The organism is Longimicrobium sp. (genome assembly GCF_035474595.1).
Classification (GTDB): domain Bacteria; phylum Gemmatimonadota; class Gemmatimonadetes; order Longimicrobiales; family Longimicrobiaceae; genus Longimicrobium.
Genome location: NZ_DATIND010000027.1, coordinates 1 through 20,765, shown reverse-complemented (window position 1 = coordinate 20,765; position 20,765 = coordinate 1). Strand labels below are relative to the sequence as shown.

Genomic DNA, 20,765 nt, shown 5'->3' with positions numbered 1-20,765 from the left:
GGATGAAAGGAGATTGGTCGTGAGCGCTGATGCCACAGAATGAGCGGATCAGCCTCGCGCAGTTTGCGAGGCTTCCCGTAGTTGTTGCTGCGACTTCAGTCGCCGGTGGGGGGCCAGGCCGCGAACTTTCTATTCAGGCCGACCCCGACGTCCTTGCTCCCGCACGAGCGGTTGCAGGCCGAAGGATCTATAAGCGAGGTCGCACGTGCGCCGCCGGATTGCACGATCGATCCCGAATTCGGTATCACTGGTCTTTTCGGAACGAAAAGAAGCAGAGCAACGGAGGAGCTCTCCGCTGCCCTGCTTCTCTGCTTGAAACCCTTCTGTCAGATCGATTTCAGGCGCGCTGCAGCTTCTTGAAGATGGTGCGCACGTGGATGTTCAGCCGCTCGGCCGCGCGCGTGCGGTTCCCCTCCTCCGCCCGCAGCGCCGCGTCGATGATCGCGCGCTCGCAGTGCTCCACCGCCTCGGCCAGCGACAGCCCCTTCGTGGCCACCAGGTCCCACAGGTCGTCCGTCATCTCGCGCGAGGCGGGAACGGGCGCGGGCGCGCCGCCGTCGTCGGGGATCCCCAGGTCCTCGGCGTCCAGCACCGCCTTCTCGGCCATCAGCGCCGAGCGCTCGATGCAGTGCTTCAGCTCGCGCACGTTGCCGGGCCATTCGTAGCGCTGCAATCGCGCCAGCGCGCGCGGGGTGAAGCCGTGCCCGGCGCCCACCGTCTCGAACAGGAAGTGGTGCGCCAGCAGCTCGATGTCGCCGCCGCGCAGCCGCAGCGGCGGCAGGGCGATGCGCATCACCTCCAGCCGGTACAGCAGGTCCGCGCGGAACTCGCCGCGGCGCACGCTCTCGGCCAGGTCGCGGTTGCTGGCCGCGATCACCCACGCGCGCACCTGCTCGGTGCGGTCGCTCCCCACGCTGCGGAACTCGCCGCTCTCCAGAAAGCGCAGCAGGCTGGCCTGCACCTTGGGCGACAGCGAGTCGACCTCGTCCAGGAACAGGGTGCCGCCCTGGGCGCTGCGCACCAGCCCGCCGCGCGCGTCGCGGGCGCCGGTGAACGCGCCGCGCGTGTGCCCGAACAGCTCGTCCTCGGCCAGCGTGTCGGGAAGGCCGCCGCAGTGCACCACCACGAACGGCGCCGTCCTCGGCTGCCCCCGCTCGTGCAGCACGCGGGCCACGATCTCCTTGCCGGTGCCGGTGGGGCCGGTGATCAGCGTGGTGCGGCGCACCCGCGCCACCGCCTCCAGGCTGGTGACCACCTGCCGGATCGCCGCCGACTCTCCTACGATTCCGGGGGCTTCGGCGTACAGCACCCGCTGTGCGTAACCTTCCATGGCGATACCCGTCGGGTGGGGCGGAGGGGATCGGAAAACCGGATGCAGCGTTCGGAAAGATCCAGGGGCGGGACCTTGGGGCCTCACCGCCGCGTTCTGGCAAGAACCAGGGCCGATGGGGCAGCGGGCCCGGCCGGGCATGCACGAGGCGCCATACCCCCGCGCCACGACTGGAGATTGCGGGGGGCGGGGGTCCCCCTCCCCGCGCCGCGGACAGCCGCCCGCGGCGTGCCCGTGCGGCCACCGTGTGAACGATCCGCCATGCCCGGAGGGACGCACCTCCCCCACTCGCGGCGGTGAGCGATGGCCCATTCGGACGGTCAGCACGCCGGAGCGGTCCGGGCGCGCGCCGGGTCGGTGATGGAGACGAGGGCGGCCGTGCGGCGGCTGCGGGCGCGCGGCTCGGTCCGAGCGTCGCGGCATCCCTGCGGCACGGCGGCCTTTTGACGGCGAGATGGAAGACTGCAGAATTGTGCGGGCAACGATACGAGAGGGCTGGTTGAGCAATCCGCAGACCGTGCGTCGTCTGTTCCAGTTTTCCCCCGCAAGCTGCTCGTGATACAGGGAATTTCGCCGTATCGCCCTCCGAACCCTTCGGGTCTTCAGCGGGGAACCACGGCACCACGTGGGACAGGAAGTCCACGGACGCAGCGCCCCGATCGGCACGCTGATCGCTCCGGACGCGACACCGCCGCCTCTCCCCGAATCTACCCCGCATAGACGTCATCCTGAGGCCGGCCAAACCGGAACCTGCTCCCGCGCAACAACTTGCAGGCCGAAGGATCTGTAGCCGGCCGAGCACGTCAGACGGGGAAAACGCACCCAGCCGGCTCCCGATCTCGTTTCAGGGCCATCCCGACACCCGTTTCTCGGGAAGCTCCGTGGACGAGGATGCGCACGATCGTGCAGTGGGGGAGGTGCGTTTTTCCGCGGAATGTGCTAGATTGTGGTCCATAGACCCCTGAAGGCTGCTTCGGGGGATGCAGCCGTGTGTAAGACACCCTCGGCAAGGTGCCGCGGGTCGTCCGACTTTTTTCCTTTTCGGAAGGATCAATCGTGGTCGAGGTTCAGCTCGCGGAGACCGATCGCCTGGATTGGGCGCTGAAGCAGTTCCGCCGGCGCATGCTGCGCTCGGGGATGTTCCGGGACATGCGTCGCAAGCGCTTCTACGAGAAGCCGAGCGAGGCGCGCAAGGCCAAGGCGAAGGCTGCCGAGCGCCGCCGCCACAAGGACCGGAAGCGCGCCCGCCGCGGCGAGTTCTAGTCCGGCACCGCAGCAACAGAAAATCCTGCAGCACCGGGGGCGGCCCTGCGCCGCGCCCCCGGTGCTGTTCGTGTTGTCCGACATCTCCATCCGCCCCCGCCCGTTCCTGACGTAGATCTCCCCACGCGCCCGCCGCGGTTTCCCCCGCGCGGCTGACGCGCCTCTCCCCACGCCCCGCGCCCGTGCGGCCGCGCATCTTGGCGCCCATGAGGCCGGACGGTGTCCGGAGGATGGGTTGCCGTCGCCGCGTCCACCGGGTTCAACGCGGGCGGCGGTGGCCGGTCCTCCGGCGCCTCCCGGGCCGGGCGGAGCGATTCTGCGCGGGAGACGAGGCATGCACGAGATGAGCGTGGCGGTGGAGGTGTGCCGGATCGCCGAGGAACGGGTCGGCGCCGCGCTGCTGCGCAGCATCACCGCCATCGGCGTGGAGGTGGGCGACCGCTCCGGGCTGGACCTCGCCCGGCTCGGCCTCTGTCTGGGCACCCTCCTCGGCGCGCCGCCGTTCGGGCACGCACGCCCCGCCATCACCCTGCACCCCGGCCACGACCTGCGCGTCGCCTGGGTGGACATCGACCAGGGAGACGCGGGAAACCGCGCGCGCCGCACCGCCCCCGCCGAGCCCGAGCTCGCGTACGACTGGAGCGCCCTTCTCCCCATGTTCGTGGCGATGGAAGTCTCCGCCTGAGCAGCCAGGCCGTCGCCTGCGGAAAAAGATGAAGCGGGCCGGGGGATGCTCTCCCCCGGCCCGCTTCGTCGTGTCTGCCGGGGAACGGATCACGCCGGCCGAGGCAGATCCGCGAGATCGGAGCGGTGAGCGAGCAGCCACGATCGCACCGCGGGGAGCAGCTTGCCCAGCAGCTCGTGCATCCCGGCGAGCTTCTTCCGCAGCTGTGCCTCGTCGACGCCCGAGCTGTAACCGGCGGCGTGGCGATCGTCGCGCAGCTCGTCCATCTCCCGGGCCAGGGCGCGCACATCGGTCCCCGTCCCGAGAACGGCGAGCGTGTAGAAGCTCATGTAGTGGTGGCGGTTGCGGCTCTTCACCCGCAGCCCCGACGCGCGGATTGCCGCGGTAGCGGCGCTGAGCCCCGACTGGTATGCGAGCAGCATCGCGTTCTCCGGCGATAGGGACTCGATCCGCGAATCCGCGTACGCCCGCAGCGCCTTGCGCCAGTAGTCGGCAACCTCGTCCGGCGCGGCGGGAACGCTCTCCAGCTCGCGCTCGTCGAGCAGCCGCTGAATGTTGGGATCGGTCACCCGGCCAGCGCCTCCAGCGTTTGCCGATCACCCGCCAACCACGTCCTGGGGCCGCTCATCACCCGGCCCAGAAAGGGATCGCCGCGCGCGAGATCGGCGGCGAACTCCTCCGGAGTGTAGCGTGCGATGTTCACATCTCGCCCGATCACCGCGGAGCTCTCCTGCGCGCACCGGCCCAGCTCGCCGCGCGGGATGCCGTCTCCCACCACCAGCACGTCCACGTCGCTCTCCCCGGTCGCCTCGCCGCGCGCGGTGGAGCCGAACACGAACGCCGCGACGACGTTCGGCACGGTCGCCAGCGCCACGCGCACGACCTCGGCCGGATCACCGAAGTTGCGGACCATCATGCGGAGCGCGTTCCAGCCGGCGTTCGACTGGTTCATCCGGTACACGGTGCGGTTGCGGCTCCGCTCCATGCGAACGAGCCGGCGGTCCTCCAGCCGGGCGAGCTCCGCCTGGAGCGAACGCATCCCCACGCGCAGCTGCCGCTGCAGGTCGCGCAGGTGCGGCGCCGCGTCGGGGTTCACCAGGTAGAACAGCACGAGCCGCTCGAACGCGGCCGAGCTGAACAGCGTCGACGTAGCCATCATCGCAGAAGTCGGGAGGTAGATCGTACTCAAAAGTAGAACGATGATGCCGCGCGCGCAATCCGCTCGTGCTTCGGGCGATCACCGGATGCGGAGGGGGACGTAGCCGGTGCTGCGGCCGCGGGGGAGGCGCGCGTAGAGGAAGCCGTGGACACGGTACCGGCCGCGGGGCACCGGGCGGCCGTAGGCGTCGCGCTGGTCCCAGATCACCGTGGTGGTGCGCGTCTCGTGCGGAGCGAGCGCCAGCACGCCGCCCTCGAAGCCGGCGCTCGGCACGTGCAGCCCGGTCCACACCACGTGCCCGTCCGCGGCGCTCACGCGCACGTCCCACACGGGCAGCGGGCGGAGGGATGCGAGCCGGAGCGTCACCGGGCGGCCGAACCGGTTCGTCAGCCCCAGCCGGATGGGCACCGGGCGCCCGGCGCGCACCGTCTCCGGCACGCTGATGGAGACGAGCACGGAATCGCCGAGCTGCGCCGCCGCATCCGCCGGTGCCGACGCCGCGGCGGCGAGCATCCCGCACGCGAGCAGAGCCGTTCGCATCGCATCTCCCTGGCTTGAACCCGGCGGGGCGTGCATCTCCGCGCGCACCCGATTACAATGCTCGCGGAACCGAAGATCTACAACGGGGATGGGGAATGAGCGAGCAACCGCTGGACCGGGTGCGGCGGATCTGCCTGGCGTTGCCCGAGGCGCAGGAGCAGGTCGCGTGGGGCGAGCCGACGTGGCGCGTGCGCAAGAAGCTCTTCGCCATGTTCGCGGGCAACCACCACAACGACGGCCGCATCGCGCTGTGGTGCAACGCGCCGCTGGGCGTGCAGGAGCATCTCGTCCGTGAGCAGCCGGACACGTACTTCGTGCCGCCCTACGTCGGCGTGAAGGGGTGGATCGGCATCGTCATCGGCCGCGCCACCGACGCGGAGATCGAGTCGCTGGTGGCGCAGGCGTACTGCATGGTCGCGCCGAAGAAGCTGCAGGCGCTGGTGGAAGGCTGACCGATGCGGCAATCAGTGCCGCTCGCGTTTCGGCTTCTTCCCGAGATTGGGGATCGGCGAGTCGACCTTCTCGTCCCAAGGACGCGGGATCTCCACGCGCTCGGGAGTCGGGGCAGGTCCGGGCTTCTCGTCCCACGGCATCCTGGGCTTGCCGTGCTCGGGGCCGTGCTTGCGATCCACGCTCATGCGGGTTCTCCTCGTCCGGGTCGCTATCCACCGAATCTCCAACGCAGCAATCTACGGATATTCTCCCGCCGAGGTCACATCGCGTGCAAGCTGGTTGGACGGGAGGACGAGTATGATCTGGATGGAATGGATTCGGCCATGCGCGCTGGTATCGTATCTTGACCGGAATTCCGTCCATCGAGCAACGAGTCAGGCGGCGAGGGCCGTCTCCGCGAAACCACGAGTCAGCTCCCCGACCCTCTATGACCGGCATTCGGCTGCGACCTGTTGCGGCCTCGGATCTCGACACGTTCTTCGAGCACCAGTGTGATCCGGTCGCTCTTCGCGTGGGCACGCTCACGTCGCGCGACCGCTCCGAGTTCGACACCCACTGGGCAAGGATTCTCGCGGATCCTCTCGGGATCCTCCGCACCGTCGAGAGCGAGGGCGCCGTGGTCGGGTACGTCGGCAGCTTCGTTCGGGAGGGTCTGCGCGAGGTCGCATACTGGTACGGGCGGGAGCACTGGGGGAAGGGCATCGCGACCGCTGCGCTACGAGAGCTCGTCGCCGAGGTGCACGAGCGGCCGCTCTTTGCCCGGGTGACCGTGGACCATACGGCCTCCCGCCGCGTGCTCGAGAAGGTTGGCTTCTTCATCGAGGCGAGGGAGTCCACGGTCGAGAGTTCCGGAGACGAGGCCGAAGAGTTCCTGCTGCGGCTGGACTGACCGGGATTCGCGCACCGCCGCCTGACAATCGGCTGCGTCGAACCATCTTTCCGCGGCAAGAACGGGCTGTCGATTTCCTGCACGGTCGTTCGTCGCGACGGCAGAGGTCGCAGTTACCGGATCGCCACCCTTGCCTGGGAGTGGACAATGGCTCGTGTACGCGTGCACAACTTCACGATCTCGCTCGACGGCTATGGCGCAGGCCCGCTCCAGACTCGCGAGGATCCCCTCGGCGTGGGGGGTGAGGCTCTGCACGAATGGTTCATCCCGACCCGCGCGTTCCAGCGCATCAATGGCAAAACCGGCGGCACCACCGGCTTCGATGACGACATCGCGGCGCGTTTTGGGGAGGGCGTCGGCGCGTGGATCATGGGACGCAACATGTTCGGCCCGATTCGTGGACCCTGGCCCGATGATGGCTGGCGCGGCTGGTGGGGGAAGAACCCGCCGTATCACGGCCCCGTGTTCGTGCTGACGCATCACGGCCGCCCGCCGATCGAGATGGAAGGCGGCACGGTGTTCCACTTCGTCACGGGCGGCATCCGCGAGGCGCTGGAGCGGGCGACGGCGGCCGCCGAGGGAAAAGACGTGCAGATCGGCGGCGGCGTGGCGACGATCCGCCAGGGCCTCGAAGCGAGGCTGATCGACGAGCTGCACGTGGCGATTGCGCCGATGTTGCTCGGGTCCGGCGAGCATCTCCTGCACGGCCTCGATCTCACGGCCCTGGGCTATGAGTGCACCACCCATGTGCCCACTGCCGCCGCAACCCATGTCGTGCTCACGAGACGTCGGTGACCCGAACGGTGGCCTACCGTTGAATTAGCTGGTACCGTCGGTCAGGCCAAGGGCCGGCGCGGGCGCGGACAGCCTGACGATCGACTGCAGGGGATGTGGGGCCGTCCATGCCTTCGAGCGGAGGACGGGGCCAAGCTCGTCTACCAGAGCCCGCCTCGGCGCCGGCGACGGCTGCCCGTGCCCAGCAGCGCGCCCATCAGGCCGCGGGTGATCTGCGTGGCGACGGAGCGCGTGACGGACGACTTCAGCACCTGCTCGAACATCCCCGGCTCCTCCTTCGGCGCGCGGCCCTTCGGCGCCGGCCGCGCGGGCGGAACCTGGTAGCTGTACGACTGGGGATTCGCCGCCTGCTCCGCCCTCTGCCGGTCGTACTGATACTGCCCGCCCTGCTGCTGCGGCATCGGCGGCGGCGGCGGCATCTGCCCGCCCGGCATCGGCGGAGGCGCCTGCTGCGCGGCGGCGGCGCCGGTGACGCGCTGTTCCAGCATCTCCCGCGCGCTCTGGCGGTCGACGTCCTGCGCGTACTCGCGGACCTGCGCCGAGGCGGCCAGGCGCTGCTGCATCTCCGCGTCGGTCAGCGGGCCCATGCGGCTGGACGGCGGCACCATGCGGGTGGCGAACGGCGGCGTCGGCACGCCGTTGGGCGCCAGCGTGCTCACCAGCGCCTCGCCGATCCCCAGCGTGGTCAGCGTCTCCTCGATGTCGTACAGCTTGGTCTTGGGAAAGGTGCGCGCCGCGGCCCGCAGCGCCTTCTCGTCGTCCTCGGTGAACGCCCGCAGCGCGTGCTGCACGCGGTGGCCCAGCTGGCCGAGCACGTCCGGCGGCACGTCCTTGGGGCTCTGGGTGACGAAGAAGACGCCCACGCCCTTGGAGCGGATGAGGCGCACCGTCTGCTCGATCTGCTGCAGCAGCGTCTTGCTGGCGTTGTCGAACAGCAGGTGCGCCTCGTCGAAGAAGAAGACCAGCTTCGGCTTCTCCACGTCGCCGACCTCGGGGAGCTGGCCGTAGAGGCGGGCGAGCATCCAGAGCATGAAGGTGCTGAACATGGCCGGCCGGTCCTGCACGTCGCGCAGCTCCAGCACGGAAACCAGCCCGCGGCCGTCGCGCTCGGTCTGCATCAGGTCGTCCAGGTCGAACTCCGGCTCGCCGAAGAAGTCCTCGGCGCCCTGCTGCTCCAGCTCCACCATCTCCCGCAGCAGCACGCCCACCGTGGCCTTGCTCATCCCCCCGTACTCCTTCAGCTCGTCCGCGCCCTCGTCCGAGAGGTAGCGCAGCACGGCGCGCAGATCGGAGAAGTCGAGGAGGAGCAGCCCCTTGTCATCGCAGTACTTGAAGACGAGGGTGAGGACGCTGGTCTGCGTCTCGTTCAGCCCCAGCACCCGCGCCAGGAGGAGCGGCCCGAACGAGGAGACGGTGGCGCGGAGCTGCGCGCCCAGCTTCCCGCTGAGCGACAGGTACTCGACCGGGTACTGCGCCGGCTGCCACGCGTACCCCGTCTCCGTGGCGCGCTGGGTGACGCGGTCGCCGGCCTCGCCCGCGGCGCCCAGGCCGGAGAGGTCGCCCTTCACGTCGCTGACCAGGACGGGAACGCCGGCGGCCGAGAGCTGCTCGGCCAGCAGCTGCAGCGTCTTGGTCTTCCCCGTCCCCGTGGCGCCGGCGATGAGGCCGTGGCGGTTCATCATCGACAGCGGGATGCGGACGATGGGCTCCGGCGCGACCTCCCCACCATGCGACACGGCGCCGAGGGTGATGGTGCCGGTGGCCTGCGGAAACGCGGCGCGGGCCGCTTCGATGACCTGGGGATCCATGTTCGTCGGGCGACAGGGTTCGGGAGGGCGCACCCACGCGGACGCGGTTCGACGGGCAGGGTGCGTGCCGGACGGGTAAAGTGCGAAAGTGCGAGAGTGCGAGAGTGCTCTCGCGGGATTCCGTCGGATCGGCGCGGGCCGGCTAGGGCGCGTGTCGATGAGGATCCCGGAAAATGCGAGTGAACTCGCGGCTACAACGGCACGCAGTCCGCCTGCGCGGACTTCCCCCCGCCATGCGTCCGCACGGTTTGCAAGCATTTTCTCGCGAACAGATCCGCGTTGACGCGGCGGTGCTCGAGCATGCACCAGAGTGAAGTCCGCGAAGGCGGACTGCGTGCCCTTGTAGCCGCGACTTTAGTCGCATTTTCGTTCGCGGGCGCCCTACCTCCCCGCCACATTCTTCGTCACGCACCTTCACACTCACCCACTCACGCACTTCTGCACTTCCGCACTTCCGCACTTCCGCACTTCCGCACTTCCGCACTTCCGCACTTCCGCACTTCCGCACTTCATCCAACCTACGCCCCCACACCGGTCGCGCGAAAGCGGACGACGCGCGCCTTTCACCGGCAATGCTGGACGGATTATCTTGACTTCATGCCGCGACAGAAATCGTCCACACCCAGCACGGACGCATGCCGCCGACGACGCCTTACCGCATCGAGATGCCGCGGCTGGTGCTCCGCTGCTGGGAGCCTGCCGATGCCGCGGCGCTCACGGCGCTGGTCGATCGCAACCTCGAACCGCTCCGCGGCGAGGGCGCCTGGGCCGAGCCGCTGGCACCGGACGCGCGGCTGCGGCAGGTGCGGCTGTGGCGCGCCGAGTTCGACCTCGACCGCACCTGGCGCTACGCCGTCATCCGCGCGGACGGCGGCGAGATCGCCGGCGGCATCACGCTCTTCCACCGCCTGGGGACGGAGGGGATGGAGATCGCGGCGTGGTCCGTCGGCGAGGACGACGGCGAGATGGCGGAGGATGCCGCGGCCGCCGCGATCCGCACCGCGCTGGAGGCGATGGAGGCGCCGCGCGTCTTCACCGGCTGCCAGCCCGATGACGAGGGCCGCATCGCGCTCTGGCGCGGGCTGGGCTTCACGCACGACGGCACGCTGCGGCGCCTGGCCGGCGGGCGGCGCGTGGAGGAGATGCTGTGGAGCCTCCTTCCCGGCGAGTGGCCCGGCAGCCGCGCCGCCGCCCTGGCCGCGGACGCCCGCGCGTTCGACGCGCTCGAGAACCGCCTCTTCTGAGCCGCCGCCCGCATGCAGACGACCTTCCATCCCGCGTACTTCAATCCCCCCTACCGCATCGAGACCGAGCGGCTGGTGATGCGCGCGTGGGAGCCGTCGTTCACCCCTGCCCTGCACCGGCTGGTCGCCGAGAACGTCGACTTCCTGCGCCCGTGGGTGCCGTGGATGGAGAACGAGCCCAAATCGCTCGAGGACCGGCTGCGCGACGTGCGCACCTGGCGCGGCGCGTTCGACAAGGACAACCACTGGTCGTGGGCGCTGTTCGGCCTGGACGGGGAGATGGTAGGCACCTCGCTGCTGAACCGGCTGACCGACGACACCATGGAGCCTGGAGGATGGGTCGGCGCCGCGCAGACGCGGCGCGGCTACGCGGCCGAGATCGCCGCCGCGGTCGTGCGCGCGGTGTTCCAGGGGTTCGGGATGGCGCGCGTGCACGGCGTCTGCGACGTGGCCAACCAGGCCAGCATCGGCGTGCTGCGCCGGCTCGGCTTCACGCACGAGGCCACCGCGCGCCACGAAACCGGCGGCCGCCGCACGGACGAGATGCTCTGGGGCATGCTCGCCGACGAGTGGCCCTCCTCCCCCGCCGCCGCTCTCGCCGCCGGCAACCGCGCGTACGACGTGCTGGGAGAACGGCTGTACTGAAAAAAGTGCGGGAGTGCGGAAGTGCGTGAGTGCGTTGATTTTGGCGCCACGTCGCCGACCGGGCGTTCACCTAAAGCCCGTCCGGATCTCGCCACCCGACAGCCCGAAATCCGCCGACAGGCTGCGAAGTAGTCGAGGTCGGCGAATGCTTCGGATTTGCCAGGATGCCAAGGCCGCAGTCCCGAAGGGACTTTGTGCTGGTGTTGCCGCGAATTCATTCGCCCTCGAGCAGCCCCTGCTGGGGCCCTTGAGTGGTGAGCGCACCCGGTGGCGCCCGCGCGCGCCCCGGGCGATCTTCCACCATCACCCGATCCCCATGCTCCAGGCGAACGCCTCGATGTCATCGCCCAACTCGACCGAAGACGCCGCTGCCCTGCCGCAGCTCACCCCCGACGAGGTGCTGCGCTACTCGCGCCACGTCATCATTCCCGACGTGGGGATGGAGGGGCAGCAGAAGCTGAAGGCCGCGCGCGTGCTGCTGGTGGGAACCGGCGGGCTGGGGTCGCCGCTGGCGCTGTACCTGGCCGCCGCGGGCGTGGGCACCCTGGGACTGGTGGACTTCGACGTGGTGGACGAGACCAATCTCCAGCGGCAGGTGCTGCACGGCACCTCGGACGTGGGCCGCAAGAAGCTCGACTCCGCGCGCGACCGCCTGCGCGACATCAACCCGCACGTGAACGTCATCACGCACGACGCGCGGCTCACGTCGGCCAACGCGCTGGAGATCCTGCGCGACTACGACATCGTGGCCGACGGCACCGACAACTTCCCCACGCGCTACCTGGTGAACGACGCCTGCGCGCTGCTGGACAAGCCCAACGTCTACGGCTCCATCTTCCGCTTCGAGGGGCAGGTGTCGGTGTTCTGGGCCAGCCGCGGCCCGTGCTACCGCTGCCTCTTCCGCGATCCCCCGCCGCCGGGGATGGTCCCCAGCTGCGCCGAGGGGGGCGTGCTGGGCGTGCTCCCGGGCATCGTGGGCAGCCTGCAGGCGCTGGAGGTGCTGAAGCTCGTGCTGGGGATCGGCACGCCGCTCGTCGGCCGGCTGCAGCTCTTCGACGGGCTGGCCTTCCGCTGGCGCGAGCTGAAGCTGCGCAAGGACCCCGAGTGCCCGCTCTGCGGCCAGAACCCCACGGTCACGCGGCTCATCGACTACGAGCACTTCTGCGGCATCCCGCAGGCCGAGGCCGCCGAGGCCGCTGCGCGCGCCGCCATCCCCGAGCTCACCCCCGCCGAGCTGAAGGCGCGCCTGGACCGCGGCGACGCGCTCACCGTGATCGACGTGCGCGAGCCGCACGAGTGGGAGATCGCCAACCTGGAGCCGTACGGCGCGCGCCTCGTCCCCCTCGCGCAGCTCCCGGAGCGGATGGGCGAGCTGGCCGGCGCGGGCGAGATCGTGGTGCACTGCCTGAGCGGCGCCCGCAGCCGCAAGGCCGCCCAGCAGCTGCGCGACGCCGGGCACGCGCGCGTCTACAACCTGGCCGGCGGCATCCGCGCCTGGAGCGAGCAGATCGACCCGTCGCTGCCGAAGTACTGAAACTGAAGGTTTCACACGGAGGAAACGGAGGAAACGGAGAACTCATCGCATCGACTGAGTTCTCCGTTCCCTCCGTTCCCTCCGTGTGAGCCCTTCTTTCAGTCTGCCGGCTCGCGCGGGACGATCGCGGGGAACGGACCGTAGCGGCCGCTCGCACGCATCGTCCGCTCGATCTCCACGCGCGCCGCGTCCGCATCCACCTCCCTGGCGCTCCTTACCGGAAAGGCCGGGCCGGCTGGATCGAAATCGTTGTTCAGCGTCAGGGTGATCACACAGCTCCCATCCGGCTGGCGCGCGAACTCCTCCTCCCAGGTTCCGTTGCTCCCCGACCCAGAGAACGTCAGCACGTGCTCCAGGCTGTCGAACGGGTCGGCGCAGGCGGTGGGGTTCGACTGCCATTCGGGCGTCACCACCTTCCCGCGCTCCCAATCGACGAGCCGGCCGATCAGCTCCTGCCGCGCCGCGGGTCCGGCCGGGCTGGACCAGCAGGCATCGCCGGCCGAGATCACGTAGTACCCGGCCAGCCGCCCCGCCTCGAGCCGCGCGGCGTCGGGTTGCGCGCGCAGCTCCAGCTGGTCGCCGCGGTCGATGCGGGCCAGCCAGTCGGTCGCGGGCCGCGCGAGCAGGTTCTTCGACCATCCCAGGCCGCCGCACCTGAGACAATCCCAGGCCGGCGGCTTCCAGTTTTCGCCCGATCCCGTTCCCCCGCACGCTTCGCACTGCTGCGTGCCCGGCGGCGGTGGCGGCACGATCTGCCGCAGCTCGGGATACTTCTTCGCACCCTGCACGAGCACCGCGAAGAGTGTCAGCGGATCGCGCTCCTCCTCCACGTGGTGCGACGCGGATTCGTGGTCGAGGCAGAGCACCACGCCGTCCGGCCGCAGCGCCCAGAGGTAGATCTGGTTGCCGTGCAGCGGAAGCGCGTTCATCTCCTCCTTGCACACCCGCACCGGCCACGCCCGCGGGTCGGCCGTGTCCAGCGCATCGATCCGCTGCTGGATGCGGCGCCCGAATTCCGGAGAGATTTCGCTCATTGGGCGAACCTTCGTCTGCAAGGCCGTGTGGTGAGGAAGGGCTCTCTCAGCGGAGACGGAGGACATGGAGAACTCGGTCCATGCGTTGTGTTCTCCGTTTCCTCCGTTCCTCCGTGTGAGATTCTCCGTTGTCGTCAGTCGATCTGCAGCAAGCTCTGATCAGCGGCGGCGGCGTGATTTTTCGCAACCGATGCCGTCGCCGTCGCGGTCGAGCTTGTAGACGTCGTGTCCAATGACCCGCACGGGCCCGGCCACGTACGAAGGTCCGTTTCCGCGGCCGCCCGCGCAATCGACATCGCTGTCGTTCGGCACACACGGATCGTAGTTCGGATTGCAGTTCCCGACTTCCGGCGGCTGCTCCCGTTGCGCGGGTGGAGGTTCGACAGGAGGCAGACCGTCCGGAGGGATTTCAGCACTGTCCAGCTGGAATGACGGCTCCACGGTCGTCCACGTGGTGCTGTCCCGAGTCTCGGTGTAGGTCTGCGGCGGCGATCCGCACGCTCCGCCGATGACGGACATCATCAGTGCGCAGCGCAGAATCGGCCGCGCGGGGAAAGATTGCATCTGGCCATCGGGGCGCGCAGGACTCGGACGAACTGCGGGAGATGCGAGTTCGACGGACCGGCAAGCACCATTTCGCGCCCAAAAGATGGAGCCCGCGAAAGACCATCCGCGGGCTCCTCGTCACGTCGATGCGGAGATCGGGATCAGACTTCCTTGATGTCCGTGATCAGCTGTTGGAGCGAGGTCTTGGCGTCGCCGAAGAGCATCGCGGTGCGGTCGTGGTAGAACAGCTCGTTCTCCACGCCGCTGAAGCCGGCCGCCATGCTGCGCTTGAGGACGATGATGCTCTTCGCGTGGTCCACGTTCAGGATCGGCATCCCGAAGATGGGGCTGCCGGGGTCGTTCTTCGCCGCCGGGTTCACCACGTCGTTCGCGCCGATCACCAGCACCACGTCGGCCTGCTCGAACTGGTCGTTGATCTCCTCCAGGTCGTACAGCCGGTCGTACGGCACGTTGGCCTCGGCCAGCAGCACGTTCATGTGCCCCGGCATCCGCCCGGCCACGGGGTGGATGGCGTACTTGAACTCGCCGCCGCGCTTCTCCACGAGGCTCGCCAGCTCGCGCACCTGGTGCTGGCACTGCGCCACCGCCATCCCGTACCCGGGCACCACGATCACCTCGCGCGCGTAGGCCAGCTGCACCGCCACGTCCTCGGCCGTCACGCTGCGCACGGTGCGGTCGCCGATCTCCGCCGCGGCCGCCCCCGCCGGCGCGGCACCGAACGCGCCGAAGAGCACGTTGCCGAACGAGCGGTTCATCGCCTTGCTCATCAGCACCGAGAGCAGGAAGCCGCTCGCCCCGTCCAGCGCGCCGCAGATGATCAGCACGGTGTTCCCGATCGCGAACCCCGTCGCGGACGACGCCAGCCCCGCGTACGAGTTCAGCAGCGAGACCACCACCGGCATGTCCGCCCCGCCGATCGGCAGCACCATCAGCACCCCGATCAGCAGGCTCATCCCCACCATCGCGTAGAAGAGCGCGGGATGGCCGGGGTCCACGACCAGGTAGACGAAGATGCCGAACGTGGCCGCGAACAGCGTGAGGTTCATGGCGTTCTGGCCGCGCCACGTCACCGGCGTGCCGCTGATGAACCCCTGCAGCTTGCCGAACGCCATGAAGCTGCCGGTGATGGTCAGCGCCCCGAACAGCACCTCGAACCCCAGCGCCGCCATGGTGGCGTGCGACACCTGCCCGTGCTGCACGCGGAACTCGGCGACGCCCACCAGCGTGGCCGCCAGCGCGCCGAACATGTGGCTGATGGCGATGCGCTGCGGCATGGCCGTCATCGGCACGAACATCCCCAGCGGATAGCCGATGGCCGTGCCCAGCAGCAGTCCGCCCAGGATCCACTCCCAACGCACGATCTGCCGCGACAGCAGCGTGCCCACGATGGCCAGCAGCATCCCCAGCGCCGCCATCTGCATCCCCCGCTGCGCCCGCGCGGGCTTGGTCAGCGAGTACAGGCCCAGGATGAAGAGGACCGACGCCGTCAGGTAGGTGAGCTGGATCCCCAACTCGCGCAGGTCCATCGCCGTGTTGACCGGCGCGACCGGCGTTTCGGGGATCTGGAGGAGGAGCGCGAGCATCACTTGCCCTCCCGCTTCTCCGGCTGCGTTCCGTTTCCGCCGCCGGGCAGGCGCTGCTTGAACATCCGCAGCATCCGGTCGGTGATCAGGAACCCGCCCACCACGTTGATGGTGGCCGCGGTCACGGCGATGAAGCCCAGCAGCGTGGCCACCGTGCCGTGGTTGGAGCCGGCCAGGACCAGCGAGCCGACCAGGGAGATGCCGGAGATGGCGTTCGTGGCCGACATCAGCGGCGTGTGCAGGAGCGGCGGCACCCGCGTGATCACGAAGTAGCCCACGAACGCCGCCAGCACGAACACGAACAGCAGGGTGATGGTCATGGAGATGGGGTGCCGTTGGGGTGGGAATCCGTGCCGCGCCGTCCGTCTGCCCCGGCGATGGTCACTTGCCGAAGCCCAGCCGCCGCTTCAGCTCGGCGACGATGAGGTTGTCGTCCAGCAGCGACGCCTCGCCGCTCTCGATCTCGTGGCGGCGCCGCCGGATCTCGGCCAGCGTGGGGTCGTCGTCCAGCCGCTCGTCGTGCGGCTCGCCCGCCACGCCCACCGTCTGCGGTGGCGCCGCCGCGCTCCCGGCGAGCTCCGCCAGGTGCGCGTCCACCAGTTCCGCGGCCGGGCCGTACCACGCGGCGGTGTCGGGGTCGCGCGGCGCCAGCCCCGCGAGCAGCGCCCGCGCCAGCCGCGCCCGCGCCGCCTCCGTCATCGACAGCGCCGCCTTCTCCACCAGGGTGATGTCGTCGCTCACGATCTGAAGCGGGTGCAGAGGTCAAGCCGCCGCGATTACCGGCCGATCCAGCTGGCCGGATCAAGCTTGTGGTGCACGACGGCGACCACGCGCAGGAATTTGCTGTGCTCGCGGTAAATCAGGCTGTACGGAAAGCGGTGCACGACAACACGCCGGTAATGTCTGTGCACGGGCGCTCCGAGGGCGGGAAACTGCTCGAGCAGCGCGGTGGACGCAGCGAGGGCTGCGGAAAACCGCTCGTCGAGCCCCTCGCGCTGGGACCGGTAGTACTCCGCCGCCAGCCTTGCTTCTTCGATTGCGATCCGATGCCACCGGACCGGCTTCAACGATGGCCGCCGCGGATCTGCGCGAGCGCGTCGGCGTTGTCGACGAGCTCGACCTCGCCGCGTTCGTACTCGGCTTCGCGGCGGTCCAGCTCGGCTTTCCACGCCTCGCTCAGCGGCCCCGGGTCGGCGATGTTCGCGAGAATGGCATCGGCGATCTCCGCCTGATCTTCGGGGGCGAGGCTGAGAACCGCAGCCTTTATTTCATCGAGACCCGTCATCGTCCTGTCTCTCCCGGCACGTGTTCGAGTGTCTATCCGCTTCGATGTACCCCGTACCCGCCGTTCCGTCACGCGGCGGGCTGGGGCAGCATGCCGCGGACGCGGTCGTTGGTGATCTGGCCGCCGTGGGCCACGCAGGCGCCCTTGAAGATCTCGTCGTCGAAGTCCAGGCGGAACTCGCCGTCCTTCACGAACTCGGCGATCATGGCGCCCACGGTGCGCGCGTACATCTGGCTGGCGTGCACCGGCATCTCGGCCGGCAGGTTCAGCGGGCCGAAGATGCGCACCCCGCCCACCTCCACCACGCCGCCGCGCCGCGTGAGCGCGCAGTTCCCCCCGTTCGGCGCGGCGATGTCGATGATCACCGAGCCGGGCTTCATCGCCCGCACGGCATCTTCCGACACCAGCAGCGGCGCGTGCATCCCGGGGACCAGCGCGGTGCTGATCACCACGTCGCTGTCGCCCACGTGCGGCACCAGCAGCTCCACCTGGCGGCGCTGGCGCTCCTCGTCCAGCGCGGCGGCGTATCCCCCCGTGCCCTCGGCGCCCGTCGTGTCCAGCTCCAGCTTCACGAACTTGCCGCCCACCGACTCCACCTGCTCGGCCGCCGCGGCGCGCACGTCGTACGCGCTGACCACCGCGCCCAGGCGCCGCGCCGTGGCGATCGCCTGCAGCCCCGCCACGCCCGCGCCCAGCACCAGCACCTTCGCCGGGCGGATCGTACCCGCGGCGGTGGTGAGGAGCGGGAAGAACTTCGGCAGCGACTCGGCCGCCAGCAGCACCGCCTTGTAGCCCGAGATGGTCGCCATCGCCGAAAGCGCGTCCATCTTCTGCGCGCGCGTGGTCCGCGGGACCAGCTCCATCGCCAGCGCGGTGACGCCGGTCGCCGCCAGGCGCGCGGCGCCGGCGGGGTCGTCCAGCGGGCGCAGGAAGCCGACGAGGACGTGCTCGGGCGCCAGCATCTCCATCTCGTCGGCCGGCGGCGGCTGCACGCGGGCGATCACGCGGGCGGCGTACACCTCGGTGCGGCCGGCCACGCGCGCCCCCGCCTGCTCGAAGTCGGCGTCGGAGATGAACGCGCCCTCGCCGGCGCCGTGCTCCACCACCACCTCCACGCCGGCCTTCACCAGGCGCTGCACGGCCTCGGGGACGAGCGCTACGCGCCGCTCCAGGGGCGCGGTCTCCTTCGGGACGCCGACGCTGACGGGCATGGGCGGGGGGATCCGGGGATTCGGTTGGGTCGTTGCGGGCTCGGGAGGTGAATCTACGCCCGCGGCGGCGCGAGGGGAAAGCTTTTTCTGAACTTCGGGCGATGGGGATCGATCGGCGGGAAGCGGTCCGCGTCGCCCGCGCGCGGAGATCGGCGGCGGAGCGAGATGCTTGACCGGGTGGGGATCGGGCTGAATTGTTCCCCTCGCCACCCGACGATCCATCCCCCTTCCCCGCCTCCCCGGCCCGCCGCGAGAACGGATGAGCACACCCGAGTACCTTTCCGTCCTCGTCTCCATCATCATCGGCCTGGGGATCTCGCAGGTGCTGTCGGGCGTGGCCAACCTGCTGGTGGACCGGGCGCGGGTGCGCTTCTACTGGGTGTGGGCCGTGGCGGTGGCGATGGTCTTCCTGGCCAGCGTGCAGTTCTGGTGGAGCACCTTCAGCGTGGGGAGCGCGGTGGCGGGCAACTTCTTCTCGTTCATCTTCTTCCTGCTCACCCCCATCGTCCTGTACCTGGCCGCGGTGGTGATCCTGCCGGACTTCGAGGGCGAGGGGGAGATCGACCTGAAGTCGCACTTCTTCGCCAACCACCGCTGGTACTTCGGCTTCCTGGCGGCGGTGCCGCTGCTGAACGCGACCCGCGCCGTGGCCGTGTCGGGCGACCCGCTGCTCGCGCCCGAGCGCCCGTACGAGGCGGTGTTCTTCGCGCTGCTGGTGAGCGGCATCGTCATCGATCGAGAGGGCTGGCAGAAGATGCTTGCGGTCGCCCTCGTCGCGCTCTTCGTCACCTTCATCGTCGTCGCCGGGCTGCGGCCGGGGTGACGCGGCGGATCATCAGGGAGATGGACGAGATCGAGCGAATCGCCGACCAGCTGGCGCGCGTCTTCGACGGCGACGCGTGGTACGGCTCCAGCACGATGGACGCCCTCCGCGGGGTGGCGGCGGAGGAGGCGGCGCGGCGGCCGATCCCGCAGGCGCACACCATCTGGGAGATCGCGCTGCACCTGACGTCGTGGAACCGCGAGGTCGCGCGGCGGGTGCGCACCGGCACCGCGCGCGAGCCGGAAGACGGAGACTGGCCGGAGATGCCGGAGCCGTCGGACGAAAACTGGCGGTGGACGATGGAGATGCTGGAGGCGTCGTACCGCGCGCTCCTGGCCGAAGTCCGCCGCTTCCCCGCCGCGCGGCTGGACGAGGTGATGGGCGACGAGCGCGACCGGCCGCTGGGCTCCGGCGTCACCTTCTACGTCATGCTGCACGGCGCCGTGCAGCACTGCGTGGCCCACACCGCGCAGATGTCGCTGCTGCGCAAGGCGTCCGCGCACGGCTGAACGCGGTCAGGGCGCCGCTCGCCCCTCGCCGCTAGATTGGACCGGACGCAGCATCGCCTCCCCACCCCAACGCCAGGGAGCCCGCCATGCCCCGCCGCCGCATCTACCGCGACGTCACCGAGACCTTCGGCGACACGCCGCTCATCCAGCTGAACCGCCTGTCCGCCGGCCTGCCGGGGCGCCTCGTGGTGAAGCACGAGGGGTACAACCCCTTCAACTCGGTAAAGGACCGCATCGGCGCGGCCATGCTGGACGACGCGATCGAGAGCGGGCGGCTGCGACCGGGGATGATCATCGTGGAGCCCACCAGCGGCAACACGGGGATCGGGCTGGCATACGCCGCCACCGCGCGCGGCTACCGCTGCATCTTCACCATGCCCGACACGATGACGGTGGAGCGGCGCGGCATGCTGCGCTCGCTCGGTGCGCAGATCGTGCTGACGGAGGGGGCCAAGGGGGTGAAGGCCGCCATCGCCCGGGCGGAGGAGATCGCGGGGAAGCTGGGCGACCGCGCGTGGATCCCGCGCCAGTTCGACAACCCGGCCAACCCGCGCATCCACTACCGCACGACGGGGCCGGAGATCTGGGAGGACACGGAGGGGAAGATCGACGTCTTCGTGGCCGGCGTGGGAACGGGCGGAACGATCACCGGCACGGGGCGCTACCTGAAGGAACGCAAGCCGGAGCTGAAGGTGGTGGCCGTGGAGCCGGCGGAAAGCCCGGTGCTCTCGGGCGGGCAGCCGTCGCCGCACAAGCAGCAGGGGATCGGCACGGGGTTCGTTCCCGGCAACCTGGACACGTCGGTGTACGACGAGGTGGTTCAGGTGACGAACGACGACGCGATCGCCACCGCGCGGCGGCTGGCGCGCGAGGAGGCGATCTTCGCCGGCATCTCGTCGGGGTCCATCACCTGGGCGGCGCTGCAGGTGGCCGCGCGGCCGGAGAACGAGGGGAAGCTCATCGTGTCCATCATCTGCGACTTCGGCGAGCGCTACCTCTCCAACCCCGTGTACGCCGAGATCCCCGATGCGGAGTGGTGGAGCGAGATGAAGGAAGCCATCGCCGAGCCCGAGCCGGAACCCGTTCCGGCCTGACCAAGCCCTGCCGGTCTCACGCGGAGGCGCGGAGCCGCGGAGATGGTTCTCCCCGGCTCCGCGCCTCGCTTTTGTCCCACCCCGACGTCATTCGGAGGCCACACCACCACTGTCGTAACCCCCGGCACGCTTCTTTTCACGCTCATCCCGAGAAAGACGTCATCCTGAGGCCGGCCACACCACGATCGACGTTCGCGCAGGCATTTGCAGGCCGAAGGATCTATCGCCGGCTTCGCACGTCAGCGGAGGGAATGCACCGAGGCCACCGGTGCAATCCCGCCGCTCACGTGCTCGACGGGCGATAGATCCTTCGG

The 20,765-nt window shown here is 69.8% G+C and carries 25 protein-coding genes; 11 read left to right on the top strand and 14 right to left on the bottom strand.

Annotation, left to right across the window (positions count from 1 at the left end; genetic code table 11):
* Positions 1-337: 337 nt before the first annotated feature.
* Positions 338-1,330 carry a sigma-54 dependent transcriptional regulator gene (locus tag VLK66_RS04855; RefSeq protein WP_325308249.1) on the bottom strand — a complete coding sequence of 331 codons (993 nt, stop codon included), beginning with the start codon at positions 1,328-1,330 and terminating at the stop codon, positions 338-340.
* Between the two features lie 1,056 nt (positions 1,331-2,386).
* Here VLK66_RS04855 and rpsU point away from each other — a divergent pair.
* Together rpsU and VLK66_RS04845 are read left to right on the top strand one after the other, a co-directional pair.
* Positions 2,387-2,593: a 30S ribosomal protein S21 gene (gene rpsU, locus VLK66_RS04850; protein ID WP_325308248.1), complete on the top strand. Its 207-nt coding sequence runs from the start codon at positions 2,387-2,389 to the stop codon at positions 2,591-2,593.
* A gap of 334 nt (positions 2,594-2,927) precedes the next feature.
* Positions 2,928-3,278: a hypothetical protein gene (locus tag VLK66_RS04845; protein WP_325308247.1), complete on the top strand. Its 351-nt coding sequence runs from the start codon at positions 2,928-2,930 to the stop codon at positions 3,276-3,278.
* 89 nt (positions 3,279-3,367) lie between these two features.
* Here VLK66_RS04845 and VLK66_RS04840 read toward each other — a convergent pair whose 3' ends face one another.
* The 3 genes from VLK66_RS04840 to VLK66_RS04830 all read right to left on the bottom strand — a co-directional run bounded on the left by VLK66_RS04840 (position 3,368) and on the right by VLK66_RS04830 (position 4,977).
* The gene (locus tag VLK66_RS04840; RefSeq protein ID WP_325308246.1) at positions 3,368-3,847 is read right to left on the bottom strand and encodes a hypothetical protein; all 480 of its coding nucleotides are present in this window, start codon (positions 3,845-3,847) and stop codon (positions 3,368-3,370) included.
* Complete coding sequence (locus VLK66_RS04835) at positions 3,844-4,437, bottom strand: nucleotidyltransferase domain-containing protein (protein WP_325308245.1); 594 nt, start codon at positions 4,435-4,437, stop codon at positions 3,844-3,846. Before VLK66_RS04835 ends, VLK66_RS04840 begins: the two co-directional genes overlap by 4 nt.
* 78 nt (positions 4,438-4,515) lie before the next feature.
* Entirely contained in the window at positions 4,516-4,977 is a 462-nt protein-coding gene (locus tag VLK66_RS04830; RefSeq protein WP_325308244.1) for a hypothetical protein, read from the bottom strand.
* A 95-nt stretch (positions 4,978-5,072) separates the two neighbouring features.
* Here VLK66_RS04830 and VLK66_RS04825 point away from each other — a divergent pair, with 95 nt between their 5' ends.
* Positions 5,073-5,429: an MmcQ/YjbR family DNA-binding protein gene (locus VLK66_RS04825; RefSeq protein ID WP_325308243.1), complete on the top strand. Its 357-nt coding sequence runs from the start codon at positions 5,073-5,075 to the stop codon at positions 5,427-5,429.
* A gap of 12 nt (positions 5,430-5,441) precedes the next feature.
* On the opposite strand, the gene VLK66_RS04820 is transcribed toward VLK66_RS04825, so the two are convergent.
* Entirely contained in the window at positions 5,442-5,615 is a 174-nt protein-coding gene (locus VLK66_RS04820) for a hypothetical protein (protein ID WP_325308242.1), read from the bottom strand.
* A 242-nt stretch (positions 5,616-5,857) separates the two neighbouring features.
* Here VLK66_RS04820 and VLK66_RS04815 point away from each other — a divergent pair, with 242 nt between their 5' ends.
* Together VLK66_RS04815 and VLK66_RS04810 are read left to right on the top strand one after the other, a co-directional pair.
* Complete coding sequence (locus VLK66_RS04815) at positions 5,858-6,319, top strand: GNAT family N-acetyltransferase (RefSeq protein ID WP_325308241.1); 462 nt, start codon at positions 5,858-5,860, stop codon at positions 6,317-6,319.
* Between the two features lie 147 nt (positions 6,320-6,466).
* Positions 6,467-7,114, top strand: coding sequence for a dihydrofolate reductase family protein (locus tag VLK66_RS04810; RefSeq protein WP_325308240.1), 648 nt, complete (start codon positions 6,467-6,469; stop codon positions 7,112-7,114).
* A 140-nt stretch (positions 7,115-7,254) separates the two neighbouring features.
* Here VLK66_RS04810 and VLK66_RS04805 read toward each other — a convergent pair whose 3' ends face one another.
* On the bottom strand, positions 7,255-8,922 hold the full coding sequence (locus tag VLK66_RS04805) for a helicase HerA-like domain-containing protein (RefSeq protein WP_325308239.1): 1,668 nt from the start codon (positions 8,920-8,922) through the stop codon (positions 7,255-7,257).
* A gap of 635 nt (positions 8,923-9,557) precedes the next feature.
* Here VLK66_RS04805 and VLK66_RS04800 point away from each other — a divergent pair.
* The 3 genes from VLK66_RS04800 (at position 9,558) to moeB (ending at position 12,345) form a co-directional block, all read left to right on the top strand.
* Positions 9,558-10,166 (top strand): GNAT family protein, encoded by a 609-nt coding sequence (locus VLK66_RS04800; protein ID WP_325308238.1) that lies wholly within the window; start codon positions 9,558-9,560, stop codon positions 10,164-10,166.
* A 12-nt stretch (positions 10,167-10,178) separates the two neighbouring features.
* On the top strand, positions 10,179-10,811 hold the full coding sequence (locus tag VLK66_RS04795) for a GNAT family protein (RefSeq protein ID WP_325308237.1): 633 nt from the start codon (positions 10,179-10,181) through the stop codon (positions 10,809-10,811).
* Positions 10,812-11,148: 337 nt separating this feature from the next.
* Positions 11,149-12,345, top strand: coding sequence for a molybdopterin-synthase adenylyltransferase MoeB (gene moeB, locus VLK66_RS04790; RefSeq protein WP_325308250.1), 1,197 nt, complete (start codon positions 11,149-11,151; stop codon positions 12,343-12,345).
* A gap of 98 nt (positions 12,346-12,443) precedes the next feature.
* Here moeB and VLK66_RS04785 read toward each other — a convergent pair whose 3' ends face one another.
* The 8 genes from VLK66_RS04785 to VLK66_RS04750 all read right to left on the bottom strand — a co-directional run bounded on the left by VLK66_RS04785 (position 12,444) and on the right by VLK66_RS04750 (position 18,025).
* Positions 12,444-13,379 carry a hypothetical protein gene (locus VLK66_RS04785; protein ID WP_325308236.1) on the bottom strand — a complete coding sequence of 312 codons (936 nt, stop codon included), beginning with the start codon at positions 13,377-13,379 and terminating at the stop codon, positions 12,444-12,446.
* A gap of 159 nt (positions 13,380-13,538) precedes the next feature.
* Complete coding sequence (locus VLK66_RS04780; protein WP_325308235.1) at positions 13,539-13,943, bottom strand: hypothetical protein; 405 nt, start codon at positions 13,941-13,943, stop codon at positions 13,539-13,541.
* A gap of 143 nt (positions 13,944-14,086) precedes the next feature.
* On the bottom strand, positions 14,087-15,472 hold the full coding sequence (locus VLK66_RS04775) for an NAD(P)(+) transhydrogenase (Re/Si-specific) subunit beta (protein ID WP_349260480.1): 1,386 nt from the start codon (positions 15,470-15,472) through the stop codon (positions 14,087-14,089).
* Between the two features lie 56 nt (positions 15,473-15,528).
* Positions 15,529-15,849 carry an NAD(P) transhydrogenase subunit alpha gene (locus VLK66_RS04770; RefSeq protein WP_325308233.1) on the bottom strand — a complete coding sequence of 107 codons (321 nt, stop codon included), beginning with the start codon at positions 15,847-15,849 and terminating at the stop codon, positions 15,529-15,531.
* A 61-nt stretch (positions 15,850-15,910) separates the two neighbouring features.
* Positions 15,911-16,270 (bottom strand): hypothetical protein, encoded by a 360-nt coding sequence (locus VLK66_RS04765; RefSeq protein WP_325308232.1) that lies wholly within the window; start codon positions 16,268-16,270, stop codon positions 15,911-15,913.
* 35 nt (positions 16,271-16,305) lie between these two features.
* Complete coding sequence (locus VLK66_RS04760; protein WP_325308231.1) at positions 16,306-16,596, bottom strand: type II toxin-antitoxin system RelE/ParE family toxin; 291 nt, start codon at positions 16,594-16,596, stop codon at positions 16,306-16,308.
* Positions 16,593-16,814: an addiction module protein gene (locus tag VLK66_RS04755; RefSeq protein WP_325308230.1), complete on the bottom strand. Its 222-nt coding sequence runs from the start codon at positions 16,812-16,814 to the stop codon at positions 16,593-16,595. The genes VLK66_RS04760 and VLK66_RS04755 overlap by 4 nt, the downstream gene beginning before the upstream one ends.
* 68 nt (positions 16,815-16,882) lie before the next feature.
* Entirely contained in the window at positions 16,883-18,025 is a 1,143-nt protein-coding gene (locus VLK66_RS04750) for a Re/Si-specific NAD(P)(+) transhydrogenase subunit alpha (protein ID WP_325308229.1), read from the bottom strand.
* A gap of 259 nt (positions 18,026-18,284) precedes the next feature.
* Between VLK66_RS04750 and VLK66_RS04745 the strand changes: the two genes are divergently transcribed.
* The 3 genes from VLK66_RS04745 (at position 18,285) to cysK (ending at position 20,451) form a co-directional block, all read left to right on the top strand.
* Positions 18,285-18,848 carry a hypothetical protein gene (locus VLK66_RS04745; RefSeq protein ID WP_325308228.1) on the top strand — a complete coding sequence of 188 codons (564 nt, stop codon included), beginning with the start codon at positions 18,285-18,287 and terminating at the stop codon, positions 18,846-18,848.
* A gap of 20 nt (positions 18,849-18,868) precedes the next feature.
* Complete coding sequence (locus tag VLK66_RS04740) at positions 18,869-19,357, top strand: DinB family protein (protein WP_325308227.1); 489 nt, start codon at positions 18,869-18,871, stop codon at positions 19,355-19,357.
* Between the two features lie 86 nt (positions 19,358-19,443).
* Positions 19,444-20,451, top strand: a complete 1,008-nt coding sequence (cysK, locus tag VLK66_RS04735) for a cysteine synthase A (protein WP_325308226.1) — start codon at positions 19,444-19,446, stop codon at positions 20,449-20,451.
* Positions 20,452-20,765: the final 314 nt, after the last annotated feature.

Coding starts and splice junctions, on each gene's coding strand:
- VLK66_RS04825 (WP_325308243.1), top strand. CDS start 5,073: ATGAGCGAGCAACCGCTGGACCGGGTGCGGCGGATCTGCCTGGCGTTG.
- VLK66_RS04755 (WP_325308230.1), bottom strand. CDS start 16,814: ATGACGGGTCTCGATGAAATAAAGGCTGCGGTTCTCAGCCTCGCCCCC.
- VLK66_RS04750 (WP_325308229.1), bottom strand. CDS start 18,025: ATGCCCGTCAGCGTCGGCGTCCCGAAGGAGACCGCGCCCCTGGAGCGG.
- VLK66_RS04815 (WP_325308241.1), top strand. CDS start 5,858: ATGACCGGCATTCGGCTGCGACCTGTTGCGGCCTCGGATCTCGACACG.
- VLK66_RS04810 (WP_325308240.1), top strand. CDS start 6,467: ATGGCTCGTGTACGCGTGCACAACTTCACGATCTCGCTCGACGGCTAT.
- VLK66_RS04845 (WP_325308247.1), top strand. CDS start 2,928: ATGCACGAGATGAGCGTGGCGGTGGAGGTGTGCCGGATCGCCGAGGAA.
- VLK66_RS04800 (WP_325308238.1), top strand. CDS start 9,558: ATGCCGCCGACGACGCCTTACCGCATCGAGATGCCGCGGCTGGTGCTC.
- VLK66_RS04795 (WP_325308237.1), top strand. CDS start 10,179: ATGCAGACGACCTTCCATCCCGCGTACTTCAATCCCCCCTACCGCATC.
- VLK66_RS04855 (WP_325308249.1), bottom strand. CDS start 1,330: ATGGAAGGTTACGCACAGCGGGTGCTGTACGCCGAAGCCCCCGGAATC.
- VLK66_RS04770 (WP_325308233.1), bottom strand. CDS start 15,849: ATGACCATCACCCTGCTGTTCGTGTTCGTGCTGGCGGCGTTCGTGGGC.
- VLK66_RS04745 (WP_325308228.1), top strand. CDS start 18,285: ATGAGCACACCCGAGTACCTTTCCGTCCTCGTCTCCATCATCATCGGC.
- VLK66_RS04805 (WP_325308239.1), bottom strand. CDS start 8,922: ATGGATCCCCAGGTCATCGAAGCGGCCCGCGCCGCGTTTCCGCAGGCC.
- VLK66_RS04740 (WP_325308227.1), top strand. CDS start 18,869: ATGGACGAGATCGAGCGAATCGCCGACCAGCTGGCGCGCGTCTTCGAC.
- moeB (WP_325308250.1), top strand. CDS start 11,149: ATGTCATCGCCCAACTCGACCGAAGACGCCGCTGCCCTGCCGCAGCTC.
- VLK66_RS04780 (WP_325308235.1), bottom strand. CDS start 13,943: ATGCAATCTTTCCCCGCGCGGCCGATTCTGCGCTGCGCACTGATGATG.
- VLK66_RS04830 (WP_325308244.1), bottom strand. CDS start 4,977: ATGCGAACGGCTCTGCTCGCGTGCGGGATGCTCGCCGCCGCGGCGTCG.
- VLK66_RS04775 (WP_349260480.1), bottom strand. CDS start 15,472: ATGGACCTGCGCGAGTTGGGGATCCAGCTCACCTACCTGACGGCGTCG.
- VLK66_RS04785 (WP_325308236.1), bottom strand. CDS start 13,379: ATGAGCGAAATCTCTCCGGAATTCGGGCGCCGCATCCAGCAGCGGATC.
- VLK66_RS04820 (WP_325308242.1), bottom strand. CDS start 5,615: ATGAGCGTGGATCGCAAGCACGGCCCCGAGCACGGCAAGCCCAGGATG.
- VLK66_RS04835 (WP_325308245.1), bottom strand. CDS start 4,437: ATGATGGCTACGTCGACGCTGTTCAGCTCGGCCGCGTTCGAGCGGCTC.
- cysK (WP_325308226.1), top strand. CDS start 19,444: ATGCCCCGCCGCCGCATCTACCGCGACGTCACCGAGACCTTCGGCGAC.